Origin of the sequence: Pseudomonas sp. 2848 (genome assembly GCF_003253945.1) — a bacterium.
Classification (GTDB): Bacteria; Pseudomonadota; Gammaproteobacteria; order Pseudomonadales; family Pseudomonadaceae; genus Aquipseudomonas.
This window is the reverse complement of the sequence record NZ_QKZD01000007.1, coordinates 264,534-289,395: the sequence shown is the minus strand read 5'-3', so window position 1 is coordinate 289,395 and position 24,862 is coordinate 264,534. Positions and strand designations below refer to the sequence as shown.

Sequence of the window (24,862 nt, the reverse complement as noted above, 5' to 3'; positions counted from 1 at the left end):
AATGACCGACAGCAACAAAAATCATGCCAGCTTAAGCCTTGCCGTCAAACAGCAGGCTGCCAGCTTCGCTGAGGCTTTGTGCCAGCTTCAGCGCCGTTTCCGACGGGAGCTGGCGGATGACATCACCGGATTCGGTGGCGATCACCTTGACTACGACCCGGCCAGTGGAATCATCAATTGAAAAATCCAGCTTGCGCTGGCTCGACTGGACGAAATCGCGGATTTCGCCAACCGCCTTCTCCAGGTCCTCGCGGGTGTGCGGCTTGTCATCGACAGCTGCGGCTTCCGGCACCTTGGCAGGCACCAGCGGATCCTTGGCGGTCGCCACTGCCTGGGGCTGCACCGGAGGATACACCTGGCTCAGCTTGACACTCATGTCCATGCTTCGAACTCCTCATGTCAAAAAAGCGAAAGGGCACGTAAACGCGCCCTTCCACCTCTTACTCAGGCGCCTGAATTACTGGAGCAGTTTCAGGACCGAGGACGGCAGCTGGTTGGCCTGCGACAGGATCGCGGTCGAAGCCTGCTGCAGGGTCTGCTGCTTGGTCAGCTCTGCAGTTTCCGAAGCGAAGTCCACGTCCTGCACGGTCGAACGGGCAGCGGTGGAGTTCTTCTGGATGTTCTGCAGGTTGTCAACGGTGGTGGTCAGACGGTTCTGGGTAGCACCCAGGCCCGAACGGACGCTGTCGATCGAACCGATGGCCTTGTCGATAACGGCCAGGGCGTTCTGGGCCTTGGTGGCATCGGTAACGTCGGTTTCCGAGATGGTGGTCTTGGCGGAGGTAACGGTCGCAGCACCGAACAGAGCAGTAGCGCCGCCCAGCGAGAAGCCCTTGGCCGAGTCCAGCGAGACCTGGCCGGTGACCTGAATGGCAGCACCACCCAGAGCAGCACCAGTAGCGAAGTTGCCGGAGCCGTCTTTGGCGGCGATCGAGATGTTCGCCTGGGCGTTGGTGTCAGCAGCCGAGAACTTGATGTTCTCGCCGGTGTCCGACTTGATGCTCAGGGTGCCTTTGGCTTCGTCGTAGTTGACGCTGATGCCCAGTTTGGCGGCGTTGGATTTCAGCTGCTCAGCCAGGCCTTTCTGGTCGGTCACACCAACGATGTCAACAGTACCGCTGGAACCGACAGCCAGCTTGAAGTTGGATGGAGTGGCAGCGGTAACGTCCAGCTTGACTTCAGTGCTGGCGGTTGCACTCAGACCACCGATCGAGCCATTCAGGTTGCTGGCGATTTGCTTGGCGGAAGCACCAGCAGCGTAGTTGACAGTGGCGGTCTGGCCGTTACCGGTAACAGCCAGGCTGCCAGAAGCCAGACCACCCGAGGATGGGACGATCGCGGTGCTCTTGACCTGCTGGGAACCGATGTTGCTGGCAGCAACGTTTTCCAGGCTCAGGTTGATGGTTTCGTTGGCGTTGGCGCCGACCTGGATGGCCTTGGTGCCGTACGAGCCGTCCAGCAGCTTCTGGCCGCCGAAGGTGGTGGTTTCCGAGATACGGTTCAGTTCGGCGGTCAGAGCCTGGTATTCGTCGTTGTTCGACTTACGGTCGTCGGGGCTCAGGGAGCCAGTGGCCGAGGACAGGGCCAGGGTACGCATTTTCTGCAGGATGTCGGTCGAAGCCTGCATCGCGCCTTCGGCGGTCTGGGCGATCGAGATACCGTCGTTGGCGTTCTTAACTGCCTGGCCCAGGCCGTTGATCTGGCTGGTCAGACGGTTGGCGATCTGCAGGCCGGCAGCGTCGTCTTTGGCGCTGTTGATGCGCAGGCCGGAAGACAGGCGCTGCATCGAAGTGGTCTGGGCAGTGCTGGCCTTGTTCAGGTTAACCTGAGTAGTAACCGAAGCAATGTTGGTGTTTACAGTTAAAGCCATGACGAAATCCTCGTTGGATGGGTACTGCGGCTTCCGGCCCTGGCATCCGCCGGGTATGGCCTAGAGAACCTTCGTAATGGTTATCGTCGTCTGCGTGGGTTGCTTGAGGGCATTTTCGAAAAAAAAATGCCATCACCCCGCCACCCCTATGAAATCAGGGGTTTATCGATTCGGCGGTGGACGATCATGGTCTGCCGTGCAGCCCATCGCGACTCAGCCCCACAGGAACCACCCCACCTTCCACGCATAAAAAAACGCCTGGCGGAGTACGCCAGGCGTTCTTTTCGCGGCCATCTCTAATCAAGCGCGATAGAGAATCGCCGAACCCCACGACAGCCCAACACCGAAACCACTGATGGCCACACGCTGCCAGCTGCTGTCGAACATGTGCTTCTGCAGCAGCAGCGGCACGCTGGAAGACACGGTATTGCCGGTCTCGAGCATGTCCTTGACGAACTTCTCCGGGTGTTGCTCCTCAAACCTTCGCGCCACGGCATCGACGATCGCCGCGCTGCCCTGGTGAATGCAGAAGGCATCGATATCCGCGGACTGCAGGCCACTGGCCGCGAGCAACTCATGCAGGTGCGCCGGCACCTTGACCAAGGCGAAGTTGAATACCTGGCGACCGTTCATGAAGAAGGTACCATCACTGACCTTCAGGTGCTCGGCACCCGAGCCGTCAGTGCCGAAACGCGCCTCGCCCAACTGCCACACGGCGTCTTCGCCCATCCACGTGGCGGTGGCGGCATCGCCGAACAGCATGGTGGTGTTGCGATCTTCCGGGTCGACGATCTTCGAATACGGGTCGGCGGTGATCAGCAGGCCGTTCTTGAGCCCTGCCGCCTGCATGAAGCCCTTGATGGCGTACAGGCCGTACACATAGCCGGAGCAGCCCAGCGAAACATCGAAGGCCGCCACGCGAGTCGACAGGCCCAACTTGTTCTGGACGATAGCCGCGGTGTGCGGCAGCCCTTCTTCGTCACCGTTCTGGGTGACCACGATCAACACATCGATCGACTGCGGATCGAGCTCGGGGTTGTTGGCGAACAGCGCCCGGGCCGCCTCCACGCACAGGTCGGAGGTTTCCTGCTCCTCGGCCTTGCGCGGCAGGAAGGAGGCGCCGATCTTGCCGAACATGAACTCTTCGTCCTTGCCGAACTTCGCACCCTGGACATAGTTGTCCAGGCCAGCGGTGGGCACGTAACTCGCGATACTTTTGATGCCAATCATTCTGGCTTCCCAATGAAAACAGCCAAAGACCGCCACTCGATGAATTGAGGGCGCCAACTACCGGGACGAGGGCAACAGGCCTTGGCCAGGCCGACATCTGGCCTGCCCTTCTGCGCACCGGTAACAAAATGCTGCAGCAGCTGCCGCATAGAATACAGGGAAGATGCACGATTTGACTCATTAGTCACAGTCAATTCTCGCCAGACACCTCTCGCAGCAAGCGGCCAGGCACGAAAAAGCCCCGGCAGCGAGGCGCTGGCCGGGGCTTTTGGGTGGACGCGTACTCAGAGCTTGTTGAACAGGCTCAGCTGCGAGATGCGCGAGAAGGCCAGCTGCGAAGCTTCGAGCATGGCTTGCTGCAGGGTCAGCATGATCGACGCCTCGGCCATGTCGGTGTTGCCGATGGCGTCCTGGGTGATCTTGTTGGCCGTGGTCAGGCTAGTGTTTTCCTGGCGCTGGATATCGATCGAATTGCCTCGCGCACCAATGGAACCGCGAGTGATATCTACCTGCTCGCGAGCACTGGCTAGGTTGGCGACCGCCGAGGCAACGGCGTTCTTGATCGCATTGTTGTTGCCGTCATTGCCAGGCGGCGCATCCAGCGCGGAACGCAGCTGGCTGAGGGTTTCCAGCACGCTCTGGTTCTGGTGGTTGTTGGCATTGATGGCGAACTGGTCACCCGCCTGCGGCGCACCGGACACCTGATAGGTCACCCCTGCCACCGTCAACGCCGGCGCGGTGAAGGTACCACTGGCAACCGGCTTGCTGTCTGCGGTCAATGGCTGGGCATAGAACTCGTAGGTGTTGGCCCCGGTGAACTTGATCACCGCGCCATTGCTCGGGAAGGTGCTGCTGTAGGCTGCCTGGTCGGTCACGGCGCTGCCGGTCACCTGTGCGCTCGACGGGTTGCCGGCGCCACGCACACTGGTCAGCGAATCGGGACGCGCCTGTACGCTGAACTCACGACCGGCGAAGACGGCATTGGCATCATCGCCTTCTTTAAGCGATGCCGTGACTTCGAACTCGACGCCACGCAAGGCGATACGGTTACTGCCCTCGGTCTTACTGTCGAAAGTGCCATTGGTCGCTGTTTCGGCGGTGATGTCGTTGCCCAGGGCATCGGTCACCGTGTACTGGGTGGCGCTGGTGAAGGTGATCTTGTACGGCTGGCCGGCGGTAAAACTGCTGTTGAACGTGTTGTTCGAGGTCATCAGCCCCGGCGACAGCGCAACCTTGCCATCATCGACCGCCGGCGCCACCAGAGTGGATTCGGTACGGCTCTTGTTCTTGGCCGAATCGAAGATGCTGAAACCAGTGTCGTTGGTCGCCAGGCTCAAGGTGTCGGACACCTGCAGGCTCAACTGGGTCTGGTCGCCCTGGTAGCTGTAGCTGCCATCAGCATTACGCACATAGGGTGGCGACGAAGTCTTGGTGCCACCGAACATGTAGTCGCCGTTGGCATCGCGCGAGTTGAGCAGGCCGAAGATATTGGCCTCGATCTCTTTCAGCTCGCTGCTGATGGACACGCGATCGGCATCGCTCACCCCGGCGCCACCGGCGCGGATGGCCAGGTCGCTAGCGCGCTGCATGGCATCGTTGATGGTAGAGAGCACGCTCTCTTCCTGCAGCAGCGCGTTGTTCACCGTGGTCATGTTGCCGTCGTACTGCTTGAGCAGTGCCTGCTGTTGTTGCAGCAGCAACAGGCGTGCGGCACCGACCGGATCATCGGCGGCGGTCTGGATGCGCACGCCGCTGTCGATCTGCGTCTTGCTCTTCATCAGGTCGGCGAAGTTCTTGGTGTAGCTACTGGCGCTCGACTCATAGAACTGAGCGGTGGAAATACGCACGATGGCTACTCCTTAAAGGGCGTTGATCAGAATGCTGAAGGTTTCCTGCGCCGCCTTGATGATCTGCGACGACGCGGTGTAGTAGTGCTGGAACTTGATCAGGTTGGCCGCCTCATCGTCCAGGTTGACACCGGAAACCCCGTTGCGGCTCTCCTTGGCCGCATTGAGCACGGCCGTGGTCGCAACGGTATCGATTTTGGCCTGGTTGGCCTTGGCACCGACGCGCTCGACCAGCGAGGCGTAGGACGATGTGAAGCTGGTACCGCTACCAGAGTTCATGCCGACCGTGGATTTGGTTTGCAGGCCCAGCAGCGCCTGGGCGTTGCGGTTATCGGACTTGCCGTCGGCATTGAAGCCGAAGCTGAAACTGTCATTGGCGGCCGGGCTTCCGCCCACCGAGGTCTCGACACTGAAGGTACGCGGGTTGCCGCTGCCATCGAGGATCGGCGCGCCGGCGGCATCTAGCATCGGCACATTGATCGTCAGCTTGTTGTCCTGGCCCGGCACGATGGTGCCGGTACCGATGGAGTTGCCCTTGGCATCGAACAGCTCGTAAGCCTGCGTGCCACCGCTGGCCGCCTGGAACACCATGCGCACCGGCATCGAATGCTTGATCGAATCCTGGATCAGCGCAGTGTCGGCGCCACCGTAGATATCCAGATTGGCACCGAGATTCGGCGGGGTGATGGTGCCGGAACCTTTATTGCCGCTGCCGACGACGCCATTGATCGGGCCGGCGAACGCCAGCTTGTTGGCATCGGTGAGCACGGTATTGATCGAGCCCGCCGCCGTGCGGGTCGGGCTTACCTTGAAGCTGTCACCGGCGGCGAGGCCGCCGCCATTGAGCTTGAGGGTGAAGCCATCGATCACCGGTGGTGGCGTGGTGGTCAGGTCGAAATTGCCCATGTCGGTGCCGTCGGAACGGCGCACGCTGTACTGGTTGGGGCCGGTGAACTTGACTTCGTAATCGTAGGTTGTGAGCGCGCCACTGTTGGCGATGGTCACATCCAGATTGCCGGAGCCTGCGCTGTTGCCCGCAGCCGCCAGGCTGCGCTGGCTGACCGCCATGGCGCTGTTGATGCTGGAGAACAGCGCGCTGCCGAACTGCCCGTTGGCATCCAGGCCCTGCCCCAACTGGCTGTTGATGCTGTCGGCCACCACCAGGGCTACACGGCCCAACTCGTTCATCGACGGATTGAGCACGTCCTGACGATAGCGCAGCAGGCCGCCCATCTGCCCGCCGGCGACCACCGACGTGACGTCGGAGGAGAAGGTCGGGTAGTTGATCTGCAGGCTGTACTGGCTGTTGTCCGCAGCGCTCGGCACCGCGCTCAGGGTGTTGGCGCGGTTGCCGGTAACCAGCGACTGGCCATTGCCCAGGTACACGTCGTAGTTGCCGTCGCGCTCCTGCACGGTGACGCCGACCAGCTCATTGAGCTGGCGTACCGCTTCGCTGCGCGCATCCAGCAGGTTGTTCGGCGAGGCGCCGGACGCCGACAGCTGGGTGATCTGCTTGTTGAGGTCGGCGATGCTCGACGTCAGCTTGTTGACCTGGCCCGACAGCGTGTCGAGCTGGCTGTTGATGCTGTCGTTCTGTTTGTTCATCTCGCTGGAGATGGCGTTGAAGCGATTGCTCAGGGTCTGCGCCTGGGTCAGCAGCAGCTGGCGCGAGGCGACGTCACTGGGCTTGGCCGAAGCGGTCTGCAGCGCCGAGAAGAAGGCGGTCAGCACCGAGCTGATGCCGGTGCTGCTCTCGGCCAGCAGTTTATCGATACCTGTGATCTGATCCTGGAACGCCGCCGCGTCGGTGTTGAGCGAGGTGGCGGTCTGCAGTTGATTGTCCAGGTAGGCGTTGTAGATGCGACGCACATCCTGCAACGTCGTGCCGGTACCGACGAAGCCGACGCCGATATTGTGCGAGGCGCCCGTACCCTGGATGACCTGCTGCCGCGAATAGCCGGAGACCGCCGCGTTGGCGATGTTGTTGCCGGTAATGGCCAACGCCGTCTGGCTGGCATTCAGGCCGGAGAGCCCGATCGAGATCAGAGACATGCTTCAATCCTTATAGATTCGTGTGAGTGCCAGCCATGGCGTATTCCTGGGTCGGCTGCAGTTGCCGGGCGATGCTGATGATCTTGCGGGCATAGTCCGGATCGGTGGCGTAGCCAGCTTTCTGCAGCTCTCTTGCAAACTGTTCCGGGTTATCGGCGGCACCGACGGCATCTTTATAGCGGTTGTTGTTCTGCAACAGGCTGACCAGGTCATGGAAGCTGTCCTGGTAAGAGTCGTAGGAACGGAACGCCGCCGTTTCCTTGACGAATTGCCCACCACGGAACTCGCTGGTGATCGCCCGTGCCTCGCCACCCTGCCAGTTGCCGGTGGCCTTGATGCCGAACAGGTTGTGGCTGCTGCTGCCGTCGGGATTGCGCATGACCGACTTGCCCCAACCGGTCTCCAGCGCCGCCTGGGCCACCAGGTAGCGCGGATCGATGCCGATGCGCTTGGCCGCCTGCTCGGCCATCGGCAGCATGGTGGCGACAAAGGCATCGCTGTTGCTGAACGCCTTGTTCGGTGCCAGCGGCGGCTGGGCCACGGCCCGGCCGAGAATGCGCATGCCCTCGCGCGGCGCGGCGAAGCTCTGCGCCGGCTGCCAGTCGCCACGGGCAACACCGGCGAGCGAAGGGCCATTGCGGCCGGACACAGCCGCATCGCTGCCGTTTGCGCCGGCAACGGCGGCGGGCGGCACGATGCCTGCCAACAAACGGTCGGTCAGCTTGCCCGGCAACGCCAGGCGTCGCGAGTTAAGCGCCGCCACATCATTGCGCCCTGCCACAGGCTGCTCGACGCGCGCCGGGTTGACCATGCGGCTACCCCACAATGCCGGGGCAGCAACGTCGGTTCGTGGGAACGGGCTGGTGTTGACGCCAACCTTGTTCTTGCTCAACTGACGCACCAGCACATCCTGCAGGCCGATACCGCCACCCTGGCGGGACATGCTCACCGCCAGTTGCTGGTCGTACATGTCACGGTACTGCTTGACCGTGTCGCTGTTCATCGGGCTGTCTTCGTCGGCCATCACATCAGTGGCCTTGCGCGACGCCTTGAGCATCTCACTGACGAACAACGATTCGAACTCTTGGGCGACCTTGCGGATGTTGCCCTCACTGTCGCGATCGCCATGCTTGAGCGAACTCAGGCGATTGAGGTCAGTAAAGGCACCGCTGTCGGCCGCGCCGGAAATTAGGCTTTTCGGGGTCATCCGTGGCGTCCTCAGATCACGATCAGGTCGGCCTGCAACGCGCCGGCCTGCTTCAGGGCTTCGAGGATCGCCATCAGGTCACCCGGCGCCGCGCCAACCTGGTTCACCGCCCGCACAATCTCATCCAGCGTGGTACCCGGGCCGAACTTGAACATCGGCTTGGCCTCCTGCTCGGCATTGACCCGCGACCGCGGCACCACGGCGGTCTGGCCATTGGAGAACGGCCCCGGCTGGCTGACGATCGGGTCTTCGGTGATGGTCACGGTCAGGCTGCCGTGGGTCACCGCCGCTGGCGAGACCTTGACGTTCTGGCCGATGACGATGGTGCCGGTACGCGAGTTGATGATCACCTTGGCCACGGCCTGGCCCGGGTCGATCTCGAGGTTCTCGAGAATGGACAGGTAATCCACGCGCTGGCTGGGGTCCATCGGCGCGGTGACCCGCACCGAGCCACCATCGAGCGCCTGCGCCACGCCTGGCCCAAGCAGTTCGTTGACCTTGTCGACGATGCGCTTGGCGGTGGTGAAGTCCGGACGGTTGAGGTTCAGCGTGAGGCTGTTGCCCTGGTTGAAACCACTTGGCACCGCACGCTCGACCGAAGCACCGCCTGGAATGCGACCGGCGGACGGGACGTTGACGGTGATCTTCGAGCCATCGCGGCCTTCAGCGTCGAAACCACCGACCACGAGGTTGCCCTGAGCGATGGCGTAGACGTTGCCGTCGATACCCTTGAGCGGCGTCATCAAAAGGCTACCGCCGCGCAGGCTCTTGGAGTTGCCGATCGACGACACGGTGATGTCGACTACCTGGCCGGGCTTGGCGAAGGCCGGCAGATCGGCATGCACCGATACCGCGGCAACGTTCTTCAACTGCACGTTGCCCGAGCCTGGTGGCACCTTGATGCCGAACTGCGACAACATGTTGTTGAAGGTCTGCAGGGTGAACGGAGTCTGGGTGGTCTGGTCACCGGTACCGTTCAGGCCCACCACCAGACCGTAGCCGATCAGCTGGTTGGCACGCACGCCGGAAATGCTGGCGATATCCTTCAGGCGCTCGGCGTGGGCACCGAAGGCACAGGACAGAAGCAGAGTCGCGGCAATCAACCGCCTAGCGTTGAACATGGTCATCCGTACTCAGAAAGGCCAGAGCGGGCTGATGAAGAAACGGTCCAGCCAACCAGGCTGGCTGGCATCGGCGAACGAGCCGGTGCCCGAATAGGTGATGCGCGCGTCGGCCACACGGGTGGACGGCACGGTGTTGTCGGTGGCGATATCGTCGGCCCGCACCAGGCCGGCGATGCGTACCAGCTCCTCGCCGGTATTCAGGGTCATCCACTTCTCGCCACGCACCGCGATGATGCCGTTGGGCAGCACTTCGGCCACGGTGACAGTGATCGAACCGGTCAGGGTATTGCCCTGGGTCGCCTTGCTGTCACCCTTGGTGGAGCGGTCACCGCTGTAACCGGCCTCGAGGGTAAGGTCGCCGCTGCCCAGCGGATTGTTGGTGTTGGGCACGGTACCGAACAGCGAAGTCAGGCCGAGGTTGGCCTTGCTGTTCTTCTGGATCTGCGAGCCAGCATTCTTGCTCGCCGAGGTACGCTCGTTGAGGGTGATGGTGATGATGTCGCCAACCCGGAACGCCTTGCGGTCGGTGTACAGGCCCTGCTCGAAACCGGCCTGGTAGATCGAACCGTTGTTGGCCGCCGCCGGCAACGGGGTGCGCGGCAGGACCGGCGCGTAGTACGGATCGTTGGGCTTGGGCGGCGGCGCGACGCAACCGGCCAACGATACCGCCCCCCCCAGGGCGAACACGGACAACAGACGTTTCATGACTCTTACCTCTAGGCAAAACAGGCGCTGCAACAGCGAGCGGATGGTCAGCGGCCCGCACCCGGCGGGCCGCTACGGCTTACAGCTGCTGGGTGACGAACGACAGCATCTTGTCGGCGGCGGAGATGACCTTGGAGTTCATCTCGTAGGCGCGCTGGGTGGTGATCATGTTCACCAGCTCTTCGACGGTACTGACGTTGGAGGCTTCCAGGGTCTGTTGCTGGGTGGTGCCGAAGCCGTTGAGGCCCGGCGTGCCGATTTGCGGCGCGCCGCTGGCGGCGGTCTCCAGGAACAGGTTGCCGCCGATGGCCTGCAGGCCGGCCGGGTTGATGAAGTCGGCGGTCTGGATGTTGCCGATGACCTGCGCGGCCGGGTTGCCGGCGGTGGTGATCGAGACGGTGCCGTCACGGCCGACGGTGAAGGTCTGCGCATCTGGCGGCACGACGATGGCCGGCTCCAGGGCGAAGCCGTTGGCGGTGACGATCTGGCCATCGGAGTTCAGGTGGAAGGTACCGTCACGGGTGTACGAAACGGTGCCGTCAGGTTGCAGGATCTGGAAGAAACCGCGACCGTCGACCGCCATGTCCAGCGGGTTCTCGGTAGTCTGCAGGCTGCCGGCGGTGAAGCTCTTCTGGGTGCCGACGATGCGCACACCAGTACCGACCTGCAGGCCCGAAGGCAGCTCGCTGTCCTGGGTCGACTGCGCACCAGGCTGGCGTTTGATCTGGTACAAAAGATCCTGGAACTCGGCGCGATCACGCTTGAAGCCGGTGGTCGAGACGTTGGCCAGGTTGTTGGAGATGACCGCGAGGTTGGTGTCCTGGGCGGACAGGCCGGTTTTAGCGACCCAAAGAGCCGGAAGCATTTAGTGTTCTCCTCGTGCGCCTGTTTTACGGCACCCGTTCAAATGTAGTTAGCCGATTTGCAAAACCCGAGCCATGGCTTCATCGCCTTCCTTGGCCGCGTTCATCATCTTGATGTGCAGTTCGAACTGACGCGACAGCGCCAGCACCGAGGTCATTTCCTCGACGGCGTTGACGTTGCTCGATTCCAGGAAGCCCGAGACCAGGCGGACGTTGACGTCGGCGTCGGCTGGCTGGCCGCTGGCGGTGTGGATCATGCCATCCAGCCCCTTGGTCATACCCTTGATATCCGGGTTGACCAGCTTGATCCGGTCGACCTCGGCCATCACTCGCGGATCCTCGCCCATGGCGCGGATGCTGATGGTGCCGTCGTCGCCGACCTCGACCTTCTGCTCGGGCGGAATCGCGATCGGGCCACCATTGCCGATGACAGGCATGCCGTTGCCGGCACGCAGCACGCCCAGGGCGTCAATGTTCAGGCTACCAGTGCGCACATAGGCTTCGCTGCCATCGGGCGCCTGCACGGCGATGAAGCCCTTGCCGGCAACCGCCACGTCCAGTTCGCGACCGGTCTCGACCAGCGCACCTTCACTGAAGTCGGTAGCCGGACGCTCGGTCATGGCAAAGGCACGTGCCGGAAAGCTGTCGCCAAACACCGGCATCGAACGGGCCTGCTCCAGGTCGCGCTGGAAGCCATTGGTGGAAACGTTCGCCAGGTTGTTGGCATGGGCCTTTTGCGCCAGCGCGTTCTGGCTGGCACCGGTCATGGCCACATAAAGCATCTTGTCCACAGCATCTCCTCTACGCGAACCTTGCCGCGCTGTCGTTGGCAAGGGCAAAGCAATTATCGAACCAACATTACAAAGCCCCGTAACACGGGGCTTTCAGGGCATCCTATGGCGGTTGGCGTCAGTTTATCGGCGAATACTTGCCGCAGGCGGCAAACCCACGTCAGTCGTCACGACAGGCGCCGTTACGGTAGGGACCGGAATGACGCCTCCAGCCCTCGCCCGGATCGTTAGCCGAGCACATGTAGCGCCCGGTCGCCAGGCTTTGCCACTGATACCAGGGCGCCGGCGCGGCCCCCAGCGACAGCGCCACCAGCAACGTACCGGCCACGACCACGAACACCGACAACTTCTTCATGACTTCACTCTCCGCACTGCCAGATGTGAAAAAGCCCCTGCGGGCAGGGGCTTTTTCACGCCACGATCATCAGGTCATCTGGATGATGGTCTGCATGATGGTGCTTTCGGTGGAAATGGTCTTGGCGTTGGCCTGGTAGTTGCTCTGCGCCTTGATCAGGTTGACCAGCTCACCGGTCAGGTCGACGTTGGAGTCTTCCAGGGAGCTGCCGGCGATACGGCCCAGGGTGCCGGTGTCCGGCCCGCCGATGATCGGCACGCCCGAAGCGTAGGACTCTTTCCAGGCAGTGGCGCCGACCGGAGTCAGGCCCTGCAGGTTGGCGAAGTTGGCGATCACCACCTGGCCGATGACCTTGTTCTGGCCATTGGTGAAGTTGGCGAACATGTTGCCGCTCTGGTCCACGGTCAGGCCGGCCAGCTCACCGGTGGCATAACCGTCCTGGTCCTTGGCGGTGGTGGCCGAGGCCGCGTTGAACTGAGTGGTGGCCAGCATGTCCAGGGTCACACCACCGGTACGCGCGGTGGCGCCATTGCCGACCCAGGCACCTGCGGCGTTCTTCTCGGCCGGCACCCAGCCGGTCAGCTGGAAGGTCTTGTCGGCGGCGATGGTTAGGCCACCGGTGACCGCACCGGCCGTCATGGCCGCAGTATCGAGCTTGCCACCCGAGGTGAACGGCAGCTTGTTGACCAGCGGCGTGGGCAGGGTCGGGTCGGCGGGGTTGCGACCATCGATAGTGGTGTGCATGGTCCAGGAGTTGGTGCCGGCATCCTTGACGAAGTACTGGTTCATCTGGTGCTCGTTACCCTGGCTGTCGTAGACCGGGGTATTGAAGGTGTAGTTGTAGCTTTTGACATTGGTCGGGTCGAATGGCGTAACCGAAGGCGCGGCGTCGCTGGAGTTCAGGTTGACGGTTTCGGAAATGCGGCCGGTCGGTTTCGGCGACAGGTTCGAGGTGTCAATCTTCAGGTTGGTCAGCGAGCCCTGGATGACCTTGCCGTTCTCATCCACCGGGTAGCCTTGCAGGTTGGCGCCATTGGCATTGACCACATAGCCTTCCTTGTCGCTGTAGAAGGCACCGGAGCGGGTGTAGATACGCGAACCGTTGTCGTTCAGGGCGAAGAAGCCGTTGCCATCGATGGCCATGTCCAGCGCCTGACCGGTGCCGTTGATGTTGCCCGGGTTGAACATCTGCGAGACCGCCATGGTCTTCACGCCGCTGCCCACCTGGGTCTTGCCGCCGGCGGTGCCGCGGATGGACTGCGAATACTGGTCGCCGAACTCGGCGCGCGACGCCTTGAAACCGCTGGTGGCAACGTTGGCAATGTTGTTGCCGGTAACGTTCAGTGCCTTGTTCGCCGCATAGAGACCGCTAAGGCCGATATTGAAAGACATGTACTCGCTCCTTGTGCCGATTCTGCGGCGTTAAATTCCGATGGTGGTGACTTTGGAGATGCCGACTTTGCCGATGCCAGCCAGGTCGAGCATCATCTCGCTGCCGTTCTGGAAGCTGACACTGTTGACCTTGGCTGGCAGCAGCGTGGCCAGCGTCTTGGCCTTGCCGTCGACCTTGGTCTCGGCACTGAAGGTGTAGGTACCCGGATCGACCTTCTCACCCTTGTCATTGGTGCCATCCCAGATGAAGTCGGCGGTGCCGGCCTTCTGCGCCCCAAGCTCGATGGTTTTGACCACCTTGCCGTCCTTGTCCTTGATGGTGACCTCGCCTTCGGTAATGTTCGACGGCACCACGACCTGACCATTGAAGCTCTTGGTGGTATCGACCACCGCCTTGTCGCTCGCCACGATCACCGAACGGCCGACCAGCGAGGTGGCCTGCAATGCCTGGGACGAACCGATGCCAGTGAGGATGCCGTCGACCGACTCCTTCAACGACTGGATGCCTTCGAGGCTGCTGAACTGCGCCAGCTGCGCGACGAACTCGCCGTTGTCCTGAGGATCGAGCGGGTTCTGGTTCTTCATCTGCGTCACCAGCAACTGCAGGAACGCATCTTTACCCAACGCGCTACCGGCCTGCCCGGTATTGGCGTTGTTCTTGTTGGCAGGTCTTTGCAGCGACTCTAGAAAGCTACTGCCGACCTTGGTATCAGTATTGGTGGTAGTCATTTCGGCTCCCTGCTTACTGACCCAGGGTCAGCACTTTCTGCATCATGTTCTTGGCGGTGTTCATCAGCTCGGCGTTGGTCTGGAACGCACGGCTGGCGGAGATCATGTCAGCCATCTCCTCGACCACGTTGACGTTCGGGTAGTAGACATAGCCGTCCTTGTTCGCCGCCGGGTGGTTCGGCTCGTAGCGGGCCTCGAGGTTGCTCTGATCCTCGATGATGCCCTTGACCTGCACGCCCTGCCCCGCCTCGCCCTGGTCTTCGAACAGCGACTGGCCGGCGCCGCCTTGGGCCTGCTGGAAGGTGGTGGCGAACACCGGATGACGGGCACGGTAGGTCTGGTCGATGCTCGAAGACACCGTCTCGGCGTTGGCGATGTTCGAGGCAACGGTGTTCAGGCGCGTGTTCTGCGCACTCATGCCGCTACCGGCGATGTTGAAGACACTGGCAAGGGACATGGTCACTCTCCACGCAGGGCCGATACCAGCCCTTTGAATTTACTGTTGAGCAGGGTGAAGCTGGCCTGGAAGCCAACGGCGTTTTCCGTGTAGTTCGATTGCTCGATCTGCGCATCGACGGTGTTCTGGTCGATCGATGGCTGCATCGGGGTGCGGTACTTCAGGGTGTCATCCATCATCGCCAGGCCTTCGGCCTCGATATGGCGATTATTGGTGCGGTCCAGGGCAATGCGGCCGTTCTGCTGCTTGTCGGACTCGGCGGCGAGCACGGACGAGAAGTCCATGTCGCGCGCCTTGTAGTTGGGCGTATCGGCGTTGGCGATGTTGTTGGCCAGCACCTCGGCGCGCTGGGCGCGGAAGCCCAGTGCCTTTTCGTGGATGCCGAGCGCCTTGTCGAAGCTGATGCTCATATCGGGGAAACCTTCAGAGGTTGACCAGAGTTTCGTTGGCTTAGGCTTTAGCAAGGGCTGTGCCAACCACTGCAACCCCTGGAAACAGTGGAGATGCCGGGCATCCGGCAGATGGCTATGCCAGAAAAGCGGCAAAGTGCTTCCGCTTGACGCGCAGCGAGCGGCAATTGCCAGGCGGCAAAAGCGGCAAAACAAAAAATTGACGTCAAAGCCATGTATCTATTAGCCATCACTCCGGCAGCATTCGCACCCCGCGCAAACCTATGGCTTCAACGACGAAGCGCGAGATCGCCGGCACCCGCGCCAAGTCGGACTACGATAGCAACCTGCTGAGGCTGAACCTGATTGGCGGCTACGGCTGGCAGGTCAATCCGCGCCTACGGGTCGAACCCCGCCTTGCCGCGCGCAGCAGGCAGCGCTTTTCGCACCATCAAAAAGGCCGGTATCTCGCGATACCGGCCTTTTTGATGAGCCTCACTTGGCCTGGTAGATGATGCCCGGGCTGCACTGAACCATCTGGTAATGGTCGGGCAGCCCGTTGAGCGCCTCGGACGCCCCAAGGAACAGGTACCCCCCAGGCTTGAGCGTGCCGTGAATACGCATGAGGATGTCCTTCTTGACCTGGGCCGAGAAGTAGATCAGCACGTTGCGGCAGAACACGATGTCGAACTTGCCCAGCGGCGCATAGCTGTCGAGCAGGTTGTAGGAGCGGAACTCGACGCGGCTGCGGATCGGCGCCTTGATTGCCCAGCGCCCCGGCCCCTTGGTGTCGAAGTAGCGCTGAAGGCGCTCCTGCGACAGGCCACGGGCGATGGCCAGGCTGTCGTACTCACCGGTCTTGCAGTTGGTGAGCATGGCGCCGGACAGGTCGGTGGCGACGATCTGCGCGCCCATCTTCAACTGGCCAAGGTTGGTCCGCTCGAACTCGTCGATGGCCATCGACAGCGAGTACGGCTCCTGCCCGGAGGAACAGGCCGCCGACCAGATGCGCAGGCGCTGGCCCGGGTTGTTCTTGATGAACTCCGGGATGACCTTGCTCTTGAGCACCTCGAACGGGTAGGTATCGCGAAACCACAGCGTCTCGTTGGTGGTCATGGCATCGACCACCTGCTCGCGCAGACCACTGCGCGGCTGGGTCTGGATGCGTTGCACCAGCTCGCCCAGCGACTTGATGCCCTGTTGCTCCATCAGCTTGTTGAGACGGCTGGAGACCAGGTACTGCTTATTCTCGCCCAGCAGGATGCCACAGGCTTTCTCCAGGAAGACCCGGAACTGTTCGAAATCCAAATTACCCGTAGACAATGCTGCCGCCTCTTTATAAATCGCTAGCGCCAGGGACAAACCCTGGCCGTTTTCAATGGCTCGCCTTGATCCGATCGACCACGCGCTGGGCGAGGTCATCCGGCTTGAACTTGGCCAGGAAGTCATCGGCGCCGACCTTCTTGACCATCGCCTGGTTGAATACCCCGGACAACGAAGTATGCAGGCAGATGTGCAACTTTTGCATGCGCGGATCGCTGCGAATCTCCGCCGTGAGGGTATAGCCGTCCATTTCCGGCATTTCAATATCCGAGATCATCATGAGGAACTCGTCCTCTGGCCGCTTGCCCTCGTCGACCAGCTTGCGCAGGTAATCCAGGGCCTGACGACCATCATTGAGCGCCACCACCTCGACCCCCACGGTCTGCAGGCAACGGCTTACCTGCTTGCGCGCCACCGACGAGTCATCGACGGTCAGCACTCGCAGCATCACCGCCTTGTCCTGCACCTCGGCATCGATCACACCATCCGACACAGACTCGGACGATGGCGCCACCTCGGCCAGGACCTTCTCCACATCGATGATCTCGACCATACGATTGTCGACCCGAGTCACGGCGGTCAGGTAATGATCTCGCCCGGTGCCCTTGGGTGGCGGATGGATCTCTTCCCAGTTCATGTTGACGATGCGTTCGACCGAGTGCACCAGAAAACCCTGGGTCTTGGTGTTGTACTCGGTGATGATCACGAAACTGTTGCGCGTCTCTTCCTTCAACTGCGGAAGGCCCGTGGCCATCGACAGGTCCAGGATCGGGATGGTCGCCCCCCGAATGTTGGCCACGCCGCGCACCACCGGATGAGACCTGGGCAGCAAGGTCAGGTCCGGGCACTGCAGTACCTCGCGCACCTTGAACACATTGATGCCGTAGAGCTGATCGCCATTGAGGCGAAACAACAACAACTCCAGGCGGTTCTGCCCCACCAGTTGCGTGCGCTGGTTGACCGAATCCATCACTCCAGCCATGCCGGACTCCTTCAACGATTGCCTGTGTACCAAATCGGCACGGGCTTTGCTTTTTTGAACGCCATGTACACGAAAACGACAAATTTCCGACGACTGACGCGCCTGTTGACCGGCTCACTGGCCGCCCTGTGCCTGCTGGCACCCGGCATACGTACGCTGGCGGACTCTTTTACCTTGCCTGAACAGCTTATCGGTGTCACTCAAGGGTTTCTTGAATTCACCGTAGAGGATTATCTGGCGACCACCCAGACGCCGGGGCGCTACGAGATCCAGGTCAACACCCTGGACCCGCGCCTGCGCATGCCGCTGTGCAGCCAGCAACTGGATGCCTCGCTGGAAAGTTCGACGCCCCTGGGACGGGTCACGGTACGGGTGCGTTGCGATGGCGCGGCGCCCTGGACCGTGTTCGTCCCGGCCCAGGTGCGCCTGCTGCGCGACGTGGTGGTCATGACCCGTCCGCTCAAGCGCGAAAGCGTGGTCGGCGAAGGCGATGTGGCCATGCGCGAGCGCGATGTGGGCACGCTGGGGCCCGGCTACCTGATCCAACTGGACCAGGCACTGGGCATGAAGCTGCTGCGCCCGACGGTGCTCGACCAGGTGTTGACGCAACAGCATCTGGAGCAGGCCGAAGTGGTGCGCAAGGGCGACCACGTGGTGATCATCGCCCGCAGCGGCAGCCTCAGCGTGCGCATGCCGGGCGAGGCATTGGACAAGGGCGGCCTACAGACGCAGATCCGCGTGCGCAACCTGAACTCCAAGCGCGTGGTCAAGGCTCGGGTTACCGGGCCCGGCCAGGTCGAGGTGGCCATGTAGCAACACCCCGCGTCGGCATACTGACAGAACGCTGGCGATGTGGAACCGCGCCCCCTAAACTGTGTCACACATCGGGTTGCGCACGCGTGTCGAAAGGCGGTGATGCATTCACGCCTAAAGTTTTGCTCGGGTAGGCCGAAAGCAAGGCATGCGTCCTAATTCCCAGGGGTTTTGAACATGGTCATCGACTTCAGTCGTCTAAACAATTCTCCGTCCGTCACGGGCGGCGTTCGCGGCAATGCCGCACCGGGCACCGCCGATAAAGCCGGCGCGGCCAGTGAAGCGCCAAAGCAGGCCAATGCCAGCGGAGAAGCCGTACACCTGAGCCCAGAGGCCCAGCAATTGCAGAAGATCAGCGACAAGCTGCGCGACCAGCCAACCGTCAACAGCGCCCGCGTGGCCGAGTTGAAGCAAGCGATCGCAGATGGCAGCTACAAGGTCGATGCCGACCGTGTCGCCAGCAAACTGCTTGATTTCGAAGCCCAGCGCTGACCTTCAGGCGCGCTGACTTCAAGGACGCAACCCGCCAAGAGTTAGCCATGCACGACATCACCCTGCTGCAACTGATCGAAAACGACATCGCGCCAACGCAGGAACTGCTCGAACTCCTGCAAAACGAAGCGATAGCCCTGCACGGCCGGGATATGCTGGCCCTGGAGCACATCCTGGCCCGTAAACAGTCGTTGATCATCTTGCTCGAGCAGCAGGGCAAGCGCCGCAGCCAGCTGCTGCTGGAGCTAGGCCTGAGCGCCGATCGCGCAGGTGCGCAGGCGCTGGCCGCGCAGTCGAGCAATGGCGAGGCCATCATGAGCCGGCTCGATGCCCTGGGCGAGCTGATGGATGCCTGCCAGCAGGTCAACGAGACCAACGGCCGGATCATCCAGGTACAGCAGCAGACCACGGCCAACCAGATCAGAATCCTTCAGGGTGGCGATTCTCCGTCGCTCTACGACAGCCGTGGCGGTACCTCGCCAATGGCCAAGCCCCGCGCACTCAGCCAAGTGTGATTAGTTCTATCTTAGTTATATCAAGGCACGGAACATACTGGCAAAATGCCGTAACTTGCGTGTGCCGTTTTGCCTGGAGATTGATAACCCGTGTTCAATGAATCCGATGCTCCCCAGCCCCCAAAGGTGCTGACCACCCCTTTGGAGATCGCGGCCAACTTGCGCCAGCTGCTGGATAGCCACGACCCACTGATCATCAGCTTCCATGAGCGCAGCCAGCGGTTCCAGAGCTATGTGGTGCATGTCGACCGGGAAAGCGGTGTCCTGGCACTGGATGAAATGATCCCTCGCGACGGCGAGAAGTACATCGAGAGCGGCGAACCCTTCCGCGTCGAAGGCTTCCACGACGGCGTGCGCATCGCCTGGGAAAGCAACATACCGCTGACCATCACCGAGATCGACGGCCACCGCTGCTACCGTGGCCCGCTGCCCGAGGAAGTGACCTATCACCAACGCCGCAATGCCTTCCGCGCCGCGCTGAAGCTGTCGCAACTGGTCGACGTGACCCTCGACGGCACCCACCTCAAGGGCAATGGCGCGTTGCGCGGCAAACTGCTGGATATCTCGGCCACCGGCTGCAAACTGCGCTTCGACGGCAACGTCGAGGACCGCCTGCAACTAGGCCAGGTCTATGAGCGCTTCAAGGCCGGCACCCCACTGGGGTTGACCGACACCCTGGTCGAACTGCGCCACCTGCACTTCGAAGAGCGCATCAACACCACCTTCGCCGGGGTGCGCTTCCACAACCTCAACGGCCAGGCCCAGCGCAAGATCGAGAGCTTCGTCTATCAGTTGCAGCGTGAAGCGCGGCGGTTCGACAAGGACGACTATTGATCGTCGCCAGCCCATGAAAAACGCCACCCCTCGGGTGGCGTTTTCGTTGGTGCCCGGGCAGGCCGCCTAGGACATCGATTTGCCCACCTCGCCTTGCGCCTGCGCACCGGCATCCTCCTCGGTATCTTCCGCCGCCACCGGCGCCTGCATCACATCCTGCACCGTCTGCTCATCCACCCGCGGGTCGAGGGCCGCCGACAAGGGCGAGCCCGCCGCTGGCATCGCCACGTGCCCCAGCGGCGCATCCTGGACCTGGTGCAGCCCAGTGACTGCCTTGGGCCGAATGCGCCACACCAGCACCAACGCGAAGAACACGAAGAAGGCGTAGAGCATCTGCGCGCCCAGCAGCTTCATCAACACCCCGGCCGCCAACGGTCCGATACAGGCGCCCACACCATAAGTGACCAGCAGCATCGCGGTCAGCGAGACCCGCCGCTCACTCTCCACGTGGTCATTGGAGAACGCCACCGCCAAGGGATACAGGCAGAACTGCAACAGCGAAATGACAAAGCCCATGGCGAACAGCAGCTCGAGCGGAACCCCCGGCAGGATCGCCAGCGGCGCGGCAGCCAGGGCCAGGCCGATGGCCACGCTGCGGATCAGTACGGCGCGGTCATAGCGGTCGGAAAGCCAGCCCAGCGGCCACTGCACCAGCAGCCCGGCAAAGATGCAGCAGCCCATGAACAGGCCGATCTGCTCGGTGCTCAGCCCCTGGCTGGACGCATACAGCGGCGCCAGGCCATAGAAAGAGCCGACGATCAGGCCCGAACCGAGTACCGTGGACAGCGATTGCGGCACGCGCTTGATGAAGAACTTCGGCTCCATCGGTGCCGGGCGCAACGGCGCGGGGTGAATGCGCCGGGTCATCGCCACCGGCACCAGGCACAAGGCAAAGCACATAGCCACCAGCATCAGCAGTTCCGGCCCCAGTTGCGGGTGCACCACCAGGATCAACTGGCCGAGTACCAGCCCCAGGTAGGAGGCAATCATGTAGCCGCTGAACACCGCGCCACGGTGCTTGGCGTCGGCCTGTTCGTTGAGCCAGCTCTCGATAACCATGTACTGGCACATCATGCCCAGGCCGACGATCATGCGCAGCCCGACCCAGGCCGGCAGCCAGTTGGTCAGTCCATGCCCGAGCACCGCGGCGCCGACGATGCCGGCACAGGTGGCATAGGCACGGATATGCCCGACCCGGCCGATCAATCGGTGCCCTACCTTGCCCCCCACCGCCAGGCCAAAGTAGTTGGCCGCCATCAGCGCACCGATCCACAGGCTGTCGACATGATCGGCGGCCAGGCGCAAGGCCAGGTAGGTACTCAGCAGGCCCGAGCCGATCAGCATCATCAAGGCGGCGAAGTACAGCGACTGAAACGGCTTCCAGATATTTCGCATACGTCCCGTCAAGCTCCTTGACCAGGTGGCGTTGGGTTGCAGGCAAGCATAAAAGCAAATCCATCTTGGCACAGGCCCCCAGGCAGCAAAAAGAGCCGTGGGGGCGCATTCGGTAGCGGTCGTGTCGCGCTCAGGCCTGCGCGGCCAGCACGCGGCGCTCCCAGGGGGTGATTTCATCGAAGAAATCGCTCAGCTCCAGGGTCTTGGTGGCGATGTAGCCTTCGATAAACTCCCTGCCGAACAGTTCCCGCGCCAGGTCGCTGCGCTTGAGCCGCTCAAGCGCGGCATGCAGGGTGCAAGGGAGGCTGAGGTGTTCCGGCACCTCGAACTCGCCCTGGATGGCCGGCGTCGGCGCGATCTGCCGCTCAATACCGTGCAGGCCAGCGGCAAGGCTCGCGGCAATGGCCAGGTAGGGGTTGGCATCGGCGCCCGGCAGGCGGTTCTCCACCCGCCGCGCCACAGGCGAGCTGGCCGGGATACGCAGGCCTGCGGCACGGTTGTCCTCGGACCAGCAGGCGTTGTTCGGTGACGCATAGGGGTGGCACAGGCGCTGGTAGGAATTGACGTTCGGCGCGAACAGCGCGGTGAAGTCGGCCAGACAGGCCTGCAGGCCACCGATGAAATGGTGGAAGGTGTCGGTCGCCCTGCCCTGCTCGTCGCTGAACACATTGCGCCCACTGCCGACCTCCACCAGGCTCTGGTGAATATGCATCGAACTGCCGGGCGTGTGCGCCAGTGGCTTGGCCATGCACACCACGGTCAGGCCATGTTTGAGCGCGACCTCCTTGAGCAGGTGCTTGAACAGGAAGGTCTGGTCGGCCAGCAGCAACGGATCGCCGTGCAGCAGGTTGATCTCGAACTGGCTGACGCCCATCTCGTGCATGAAGGTGTCGCGTGGCAGGCCCAGCGCCGCCATGCAGCGGTACACCTCGTTGAAGAACGGCCGCAGACCGTTGTTGGAGCTGACACTGAAGGCCGAGTGGCCCATTTCCCGGCGTCCGTCCTTACCCAGCGGCGGCTGGAACGGCTGGTTCGGGTCACTGTTGGCGGCGAACACGAAGAACTCCAGCTCGGTCGCCACCACCGGTGCCAGCCCGCGCTGGGCATACCGGGCGATCACCGCCTTGAGCTGGCCACGGCTGGACAACCCCGAAGGAGTGCCATCGAGCTCCACCGCATCGCAGATCGCCAATGCCCGAGGTTCGTCGCTCCAGGGCAGGCGGTGGATCTGCGAGGGTTCGGCCACCAACGCGAGGTCGCCATCGTCGCTGCCATAGTATTTTGCCGCCGGGTAACCGCCCATGATGCACTGCAGCAGCACACCACGGGCCATCTGCAGACGACGTCCCTCTAGGAAGCCCTCGGCGGTCATCACCTTGCCGCGGGGCACGCCATTGAGGTCGGGGGTGACGCACTCGATTTCATCGATGCCCTCCAGGAGCACTGCCTGGTTGCGCGGGCCTTCGGTCGTCATGACGCTGTCCTTCTTGTTGTGTTCGCATGCCGGGAATGGCGACGCACACAACATAGGCCGGGGGTGTTTAAAATATCAAGCACCCCAGGCACCGCGCCCGGATCATTGCTCGCGCAACGTCATGCCATTGGCCGGCAGCGGCAACGCGGTCTTGTAGCGCACCTGCTTCAAGGCAAAGCTGGAGCGAATGTTCGCCACCCCGGGCAAGCGGGTCAGGTAATCGAGAAAGCGCTCCAGTGCCTGGATACTTGGCAGCAGGACCCGCAGCAGATAATCCGGGTCGCCGGTCATCAGGTAGCACTCCATCACCTCTGGGCGCTCGGCAATTTCTTCCTCGAAGCGATGCAGCGACTGCTCCACCTGCTTTTCCAGGCTGACGTGGATGAACACGTTCACATCCAGCCCCAGCGCCTCGGGCGACAGCAGCGTGACCTGCTGGCGGATCACCCCCAGCTCCTCCATGGCCTTGACCCGGTTGAAGCACGGTGTGGGCGACAGGTTGACCGAGCGCGCCAGCTCCGCGTTGGTGATGCGGGCGTTTTCCTGCAGGCTGTTGAGGATGCCGATATCCGTTCGATCCAGTTTACGCATGAGAGAAATTGACCTGGTTTTTGTGTTTGTACGGAATGTTTATCTGCGCCGCCGGACAAAGGCAATGAACTTGAGAGAAAAATTCTCCTGCCGTCCCCCTATGATGTAAAAAGACGCTGACCTGCCAGTCACGAGCCGGCAGTCAGCGGCGGCCGCTTCAAAGCTCACAAAAACAACATTCGAGCGAGCGTAAAAAGCATGAACGAGTACGCCCCCCTGCGTCTGCATGTGCCCGAGCCTACAGGCCGGCCAGGCTGCCAGACCGATTTCTCCTACCTGCGCCTGAACGACGCAGGTCAAGTCCGTAAACCCCCTATTGATGTGGAAGCCGCCGACACCGCGGACCTTTCCTACAGCCTCGTGCGCGTGCTCAACGAGCATGGCGACGCCGTTGGCCCGTGGGCCGAGGGCATCGAGCCGCAGGTGCTGCGCCAGGGCATGCACGCCATGCTCAAGACGCGCATCTTCGACAGCCGCATGGTGGTTGCCCAGCGTCAGAAGAAGATGTCCTTCTACATGCAGAGCCTGGGCGAGGAAGCCATCGGCAGCGGCCAGGCCCTGGCCCTGAACCGCACCGACATGTGCTTCCCCACCTATCGCCAGCAGAGCATCCTGATGGCCCGCGACGTGTCGCTGGTCGACATGATCTGCCAGCTGCTGTCCAACACCCGTGACCCGCTCAAGGGCCGCCAGCTGCCGATCATGTATTCGGTGCGCGAGGCCGGCTTCTTCACTATCAGCGGCAACCTGGCCACTCAGTTCGTCCAGGCGGTCGGCTGGGCCATGGCCTCGGCGATCAAGGGCGATACCAAGATCGCCTCGGCGTGGATCGGTGACGGCGCCACCGCCGAGTCCGACTTCCACACTGCGCTCACCTTCGCCCACGTCTACCGCGCCCCGGTGATCCTCAACGTGGTCAACAACCAGTGGGCGATCTCGACCTTCCAGGCCATCGCCGGGGGCGAGTCGACCACCTTCGCCGGCCGTGGCGTGGGTTGCGGCATCGCTTCGCTGCGAGTGGACGGCAACGACTTCATCGCGGTCTACGCCGCTTCGCGCTGGGCCGCCGAACGCGCCCGCCGCGGCCTGGGCCCGACGCTGATCGAGTGGGTCACCTACCGCGCCGGCCCGCACTCGACTTCGGACGACCCGTCCAAGTACCGCCCGGCCGACGACTGGAGCCACTTCCCGCTGGGCGACCCGATCGCCCGCCTCAAGCAGCACCTGATCAAGCTTGGCCACTGGTCCGAGGAAGAGCACCAGGCGGTCACCGCCGAGCTCGAGGCCGAGGTGATCAAGGCGCAGAAGGACGCCGAGCAGTTCGGCACCCTGAGCAACGGCCATATCCCCAGCGCCGCGTCGATGTTCGAGGACGTGTACAAGGAAATGCCCGACCACTTGCGCCGTCAGCGCCAGGAACTGGGGGTCTGAG

At 62.4% G+C, this 24,862-nt stretch carries 26 protein-coding genes; 6 read left to right on the top strand and 20 right to left on the bottom strand.

Annotated features, from left to right (window positions below; genetic code table 11):
* Positions 1-31: 31 nt before the first annotated feature.
* From DFS21_RS16175 to flgB, 15 genes are all read right to left on the bottom strand, one after another.
* Positions 32-382 (bottom strand): flagellar protein FlaG, encoded by a 351-nt coding sequence (locus DFS21_RS16175; protein WP_110702418.1) that lies wholly within the window; start codon positions 380-382, stop codon positions 32-34.
* A gap of 75 nt (positions 383-457) precedes the next feature.
* Positions 458-1,870, bottom strand: coding sequence for a flagellin (locus DFS21_RS16170; RefSeq protein WP_111532655.1), 1,413 nt, complete (start codon positions 1,868-1,870; stop codon positions 458-460).
* 300 nt (positions 1,871-2,170) lie between these two features.
* Positions 2,171-3,100 (bottom strand): ketoacyl-ACP synthase III, encoded by a 930-nt coding sequence (locus DFS21_RS16165; RefSeq protein ID WP_110702414.1) that lies wholly within the window; start codon positions 3,098-3,100, stop codon positions 2,171-2,173.
* Between the two features lie 284 nt (positions 3,101-3,384).
* The gene (locus DFS21_RS16160; protein ID WP_110702412.1) at positions 3,385-4,947 is read right to left on the bottom strand and encodes a flagellar hook-associated protein 3; all 1,563 of its coding nucleotides are present in this window, start codon (positions 4,945-4,947) and stop codon (positions 3,385-3,387) included.
* A gap of 12 nt (positions 4,948-4,959) precedes the next feature.
* On the bottom strand, positions 4,960-6,999 hold the full coding sequence (gene flgK / locus DFS21_RS16155; protein WP_110702410.1) for a flagellar hook-associated protein FlgK: 2,040 nt from the start codon (positions 6,997-6,999) through the stop codon (positions 4,960-4,962).
* 10 nt (positions 7,000-7,009) lie between these two features.
* Positions 7,010-8,206 carry a flagellar assembly peptidoglycan hydrolase FlgJ gene (flgJ, locus tag DFS21_RS16150; RefSeq protein ID WP_111532654.1) on the bottom strand — a complete coding sequence of 399 codons (1,197 nt, stop codon included), beginning with the start codon at positions 8,204-8,206 and terminating at the stop codon, positions 7,010-7,012.
* 11 nt (positions 8,207-8,217) lie between these two features.
* The gene (locus DFS21_RS16145) at positions 8,218-9,327 is read right to left on the bottom strand and encodes a flagellar basal body P-ring protein FlgI (protein WP_110702472.1); all 1,110 of its coding nucleotides are present in this window, start codon (positions 9,325-9,327) and stop codon (positions 8,218-8,220) included.
* A gap of 12 nt (positions 9,328-9,339) precedes the next feature.
* Positions 9,340-10,035, bottom strand: a complete 696-nt coding sequence (gene flgH, locus DFS21_RS16140) for a flagellar basal body L-ring protein FlgH (protein ID WP_110702406.1) — start codon at positions 10,033-10,035, stop codon at positions 9,340-9,342.
* Positions 10,036-10,114: 79 nt separating this feature from the next.
* Positions 10,115-10,900, bottom strand: coding sequence for a flagellar basal-body rod protein FlgG (gene flgG / locus DFS21_RS16135; RefSeq protein WP_038706564.1), 786 nt, complete (start codon positions 10,898-10,900; stop codon positions 10,115-10,117).
* Between the two features lie 48 nt (positions 10,901-10,948).
* On the bottom strand, positions 10,949-11,689 hold the full coding sequence (locus tag DFS21_RS16130; protein ID WP_023629796.1) for a flagellar basal body rod protein FlgF: 741 nt from the start codon (positions 11,687-11,689) through the stop codon (positions 10,949-10,951).
* A gap of 160 nt (positions 11,690-11,849) precedes the next feature.
* Positions 11,850-12,044: a hypothetical protein gene (locus tag DFS21_RS16125; protein WP_111532653.1), complete on the bottom strand. Its 195-nt coding sequence runs from the start codon at positions 12,042-12,044 to the stop codon at positions 11,850-11,852.
* Between the two features lie 69 nt (positions 12,045-12,113).
* The gene (gene flgE / locus DFS21_RS16120) at positions 12,114-13,436 is read right to left on the bottom strand and encodes a flagellar hook protein FlgE (RefSeq protein WP_111532652.1); all 1,323 of its coding nucleotides are present in this window, start codon (positions 13,434-13,436) and stop codon (positions 12,114-12,116) included.
* Positions 13,437-13,466: 30 nt separating this feature from the next.
* Complete coding sequence (flgD, locus tag DFS21_RS16115; protein WP_111532651.1) at positions 13,467-14,165, bottom strand: flagellar hook assembly protein FlgD; 699 nt, start codon at positions 14,163-14,165, stop codon at positions 13,467-13,469.
* A 13-nt stretch (positions 14,166-14,178) separates the two neighbouring features.
* The gene (gene flgC, locus DFS21_RS16110; RefSeq protein ID WP_023629792.1) at positions 14,179-14,622 is read right to left on the bottom strand and encodes a flagellar basal body rod protein FlgC; all 444 of its coding nucleotides are present in this window, start codon (positions 14,620-14,622) and stop codon (positions 14,179-14,181) included.
* A 2-nt stretch (positions 14,623-14,624) separates the two neighbouring features.
* The gene (gene flgB, locus DFS21_RS16105) at positions 14,625-15,032 is read right to left on the bottom strand and encodes a flagellar basal body rod protein FlgB (protein WP_110702392.1); all 408 of its coding nucleotides are present in this window, start codon (positions 15,030-15,032) and stop codon (positions 14,625-14,627) included.
* Between the two features lie 263 nt (positions 15,033-15,295).
* Here flgB and DFS21_RS26955 point away from each other — a divergent pair, with 263 nt between their 5' ends.
* A complete protein-coding gene (locus tag DFS21_RS26955) occupies positions 15,296-15,526 on the top strand; it encodes a hypothetical protein (protein WP_110702390.1) in 231 nt (76 codons plus the stop codon).
* Here DFS21_RS26955 and cheR read toward each other — a convergent pair.
* Both cheR and DFS21_RS16090 read right to left on the bottom strand, forming a co-directional pair.
* On the bottom strand, positions 15,507-16,334 hold the full coding sequence (gene cheR / locus DFS21_RS16095; RefSeq protein WP_110702388.1) for a protein-glutamate O-methyltransferase CheR: 828 nt from the start codon (positions 16,332-16,334) through the stop codon (positions 15,507-15,509). The genes DFS21_RS26955 and cheR overlap by 20 nt on opposite strands.
* Before the next feature lie 52 nt (positions 16,335-16,386).
* Positions 16,387-17,316 (bottom strand): chemotaxis protein CheV, encoded by a 930-nt coding sequence (locus tag DFS21_RS16090; protein ID WP_110702387.1) that lies wholly within the window; start codon positions 17,314-17,316, stop codon positions 16,387-16,389.
* 63 nt (positions 17,317-17,379) lie between these two features.
* Here DFS21_RS16090 and flgA point away from each other — a divergent pair, with 63 nt between their 5' ends.
* The 4 genes from flgA to DFS21_RS16070 all read left to right on the top strand — a co-directional run bounded on the left by flgA (position 17,380) and on the right by DFS21_RS16070 (position 19,970).
* On the top strand, positions 17,380-18,129 hold the full coding sequence (gene flgA, locus DFS21_RS16085; protein ID WP_111532674.1) for a flagellar basal body P-ring formation chaperone FlgA: 750 nt from the start codon (positions 17,380-17,382) through the stop codon (positions 18,127-18,129).
* Positions 18,130-18,306: 177 nt separating this feature from the next.
* Positions 18,307-18,621: a flagellar biosynthesis anti-sigma factor FlgM gene (gene flgM, locus DFS21_RS16080; protein ID WP_110702385.1), complete on the top strand. Its 315-nt coding sequence runs from the start codon at positions 18,307-18,309 to the stop codon at positions 18,619-18,621.
* Positions 18,622-18,668: 47 nt separating this feature from the next.
* Positions 18,669-19,136 (top strand): flagella synthesis protein FlgN, encoded by a 468-nt coding sequence (locus DFS21_RS16075; RefSeq protein ID WP_023629787.1) that lies wholly within the window; start codon positions 18,669-18,671, stop codon positions 19,134-19,136.
* Positions 19,137-19,226: 90 nt separating this feature from the next.
* Positions 19,227-19,970 carry a flagellar brake protein gene (locus DFS21_RS16070; RefSeq protein WP_102683074.1) on the top strand — a complete coding sequence of 248 codons (744 nt, stop codon included), beginning with the start codon at positions 19,227-19,229 and terminating at the stop codon, positions 19,968-19,970.
* A 66-nt stretch (positions 19,971-20,036) separates the two neighbouring features.
* Here the strand turns inward: DFS21_RS16070 and DFS21_RS16065 are convergent, their stop codons facing one another.
* From DFS21_RS16065 to bkdR, 3 genes are all read right to left on the bottom strand, one after another.
* On the bottom strand, positions 20,037-21,365 hold the full coding sequence (locus DFS21_RS16065; protein ID WP_110702383.1) for an MFS transporter: 1,329 nt from the start codon (positions 21,363-21,365) through the stop codon (positions 20,037-20,039).
* A 130-nt stretch (positions 21,366-21,495) separates the two neighbouring features.
* Positions 21,496-22,737 (bottom strand): glutamine synthetase family protein, encoded by a 1,242-nt coding sequence (locus DFS21_RS16060; RefSeq protein ID WP_178082033.1) that lies wholly within the window; start codon positions 22,735-22,737, stop codon positions 21,496-21,498.
* A gap of 204 nt (positions 22,738-22,941) precedes the next feature.
* The gene (bkdR, locus tag DFS21_RS16055) at positions 22,942-23,430 is read right to left on the bottom strand and encodes a Bkd operon transcriptional regulator BkdR (RefSeq protein ID WP_028691050.1); all 489 of its coding nucleotides are present in this window, start codon (positions 23,428-23,430) and stop codon (positions 22,942-22,944) included.
* A 198-nt stretch (positions 23,431-23,628) separates the two neighbouring features.
* Here bkdR and DFS21_RS16050 point away from each other — a divergent pair, with 198 nt between their 5' ends.
* Entirely contained in the window at positions 23,629-24,861 is a 1,233-nt protein-coding gene (locus tag DFS21_RS16050) for a 3-methyl-2-oxobutanoate dehydrogenase (2-methylpropanoyl-transferring) subunit alpha (RefSeq protein WP_094011875.1), read from the top strand.
* Position 24,862: the final 1 nt, after the last annotated feature.

Coding starts and splice junctions, on each gene's coding strand:
- DFS21_RS16175 (WP_110702418.1), bottom strand. CDS start 382: ATGGACATGAGTGTCAAGCTGAGCCAGGTGTATCCTCCGGTGCAGCCC.
- DFS21_RS16170 (WP_111532655.1), bottom strand. CDS start 1,870: ATGGCTTTAACTGTAAACACCAACATTGCTTCGGTTACTACTCAGGTT.
- DFS21_RS16165 (WP_110702414.1), bottom strand. CDS start 3,100: ATGATTGGCATCAAAAGTATCGCGAGTTACGTGCCCACCGCTGGCCTG.
- flgK (WP_110702410.1), bottom strand. CDS start 6,999: ATGTCTCTGATCTCGATCGGGCTCTCCGGCCTGAATGCCAGCCAGACG.
- flgJ (WP_111532654.1), bottom strand. CDS start 8,206: ATGACCCCGAAAAGCCTAATTTCCGGCGCGGCCGACAGCGGTGCCTTT.
- DFS21_RS16145 (WP_110702472.1), bottom strand. CDS start 9,327: ATGTTCAACGCTAGGCGGTTGATTGCCGCGACTCTGCTTCTGTCCTGT.
- flgH (WP_110702406.1), bottom strand. CDS start 10,035: ATGAAACGTCTGTTGTCCGTGTTCGCCCTGGGGGGGGCGGTATCGTTG.
- flgG (WP_038706564.1), bottom strand. CDS start 10,900: ATGCTTCCGGCTCTTTGGGTCGCTAAAACCGGCCTGTCCGCCCAGGAC.
- DFS21_RS16125 (WP_111532653.1), bottom strand. CDS start 12,044: ATGAAGAAGTTGTCGGTGTTCGTGGTCGTGGCCGGTACGTTGCTGGTG.
- flgE (WP_111532652.1), bottom strand. CDS start 13,436: ATGTCTTTCAATATCGGCCTTAGCGGTCTCTATGCGGCGAACAAGGCA.
- flgD (WP_111532651.1), bottom strand. CDS start 14,165: ATGACTACCACCAATACTGATACCAAGGTCGGCAGTAGCTTTCTAGAG.
- flgC (WP_023629792.1), bottom strand. CDS start 14,622: ATGTCCCTTGCCAGTGTCTTCAACATCGCCGGTAGCGGCATGAGTGCG.
- flgB (WP_110702392.1), bottom strand. CDS start 15,032: ATGAGCATCAGCTTCGACAAGGCGCTCGGCATCCACGAAAAGGCACTG.
- DFS21_RS26955 (WP_110702390.1), top strand. CDS start 15,296: ATGGCTTCAACGACGAAGCGCGAGATCGCCGGCACCCGCGCCAAGTCG.
- DFS21_RS16090 (WP_110702387.1), bottom strand. CDS start 17,316: ATGGCTGGAGTGATGGATTCGGTCAACCAGCGCACGCAACTGGTGGGG.
- flgA (WP_111532674.1), top strand. CDS start 17,380: ATGTACACGAAAACGACAAATTTCCGACGACTGACGCGCCTGTTGACC.
- flgM (WP_110702385.1), top strand. CDS start 18,307: ATGGTCATCGACTTCAGTCGTCTAAACAATTCTCCGTCCGTCACGGGC.
- DFS21_RS16075 (WP_023629787.1), top strand. CDS start 18,669: ATGCACGACATCACCCTGCTGCAACTGATCGAAAACGACATCGCGCCA.
- DFS21_RS16065 (WP_110702383.1), bottom strand. CDS start 21,365: ATGCGAAATATCTGGAAGCCGTTTCAGTCGCTGTACTTCGCCGCCTTG.
- DFS21_RS16060 (WP_178082033.1), bottom strand. CDS start 22,737: ATGACCGCCGAGGGCTTCCTAGAGGGACGTCGTCTGCAGATGGCCCGT.
- bkdR (WP_028691050.1), bottom strand. CDS start 23,430: ATGCGTAAACTGGATCGAACGGATATCGGCATCCTCAACAGCCTGCAG.
- DFS21_RS16050 (WP_094011875.1), top strand. CDS start 23,629: ATGAACGAGTACGCCCCCCTGCGTCTGCATGTGCCCGAGCCTACAGGC.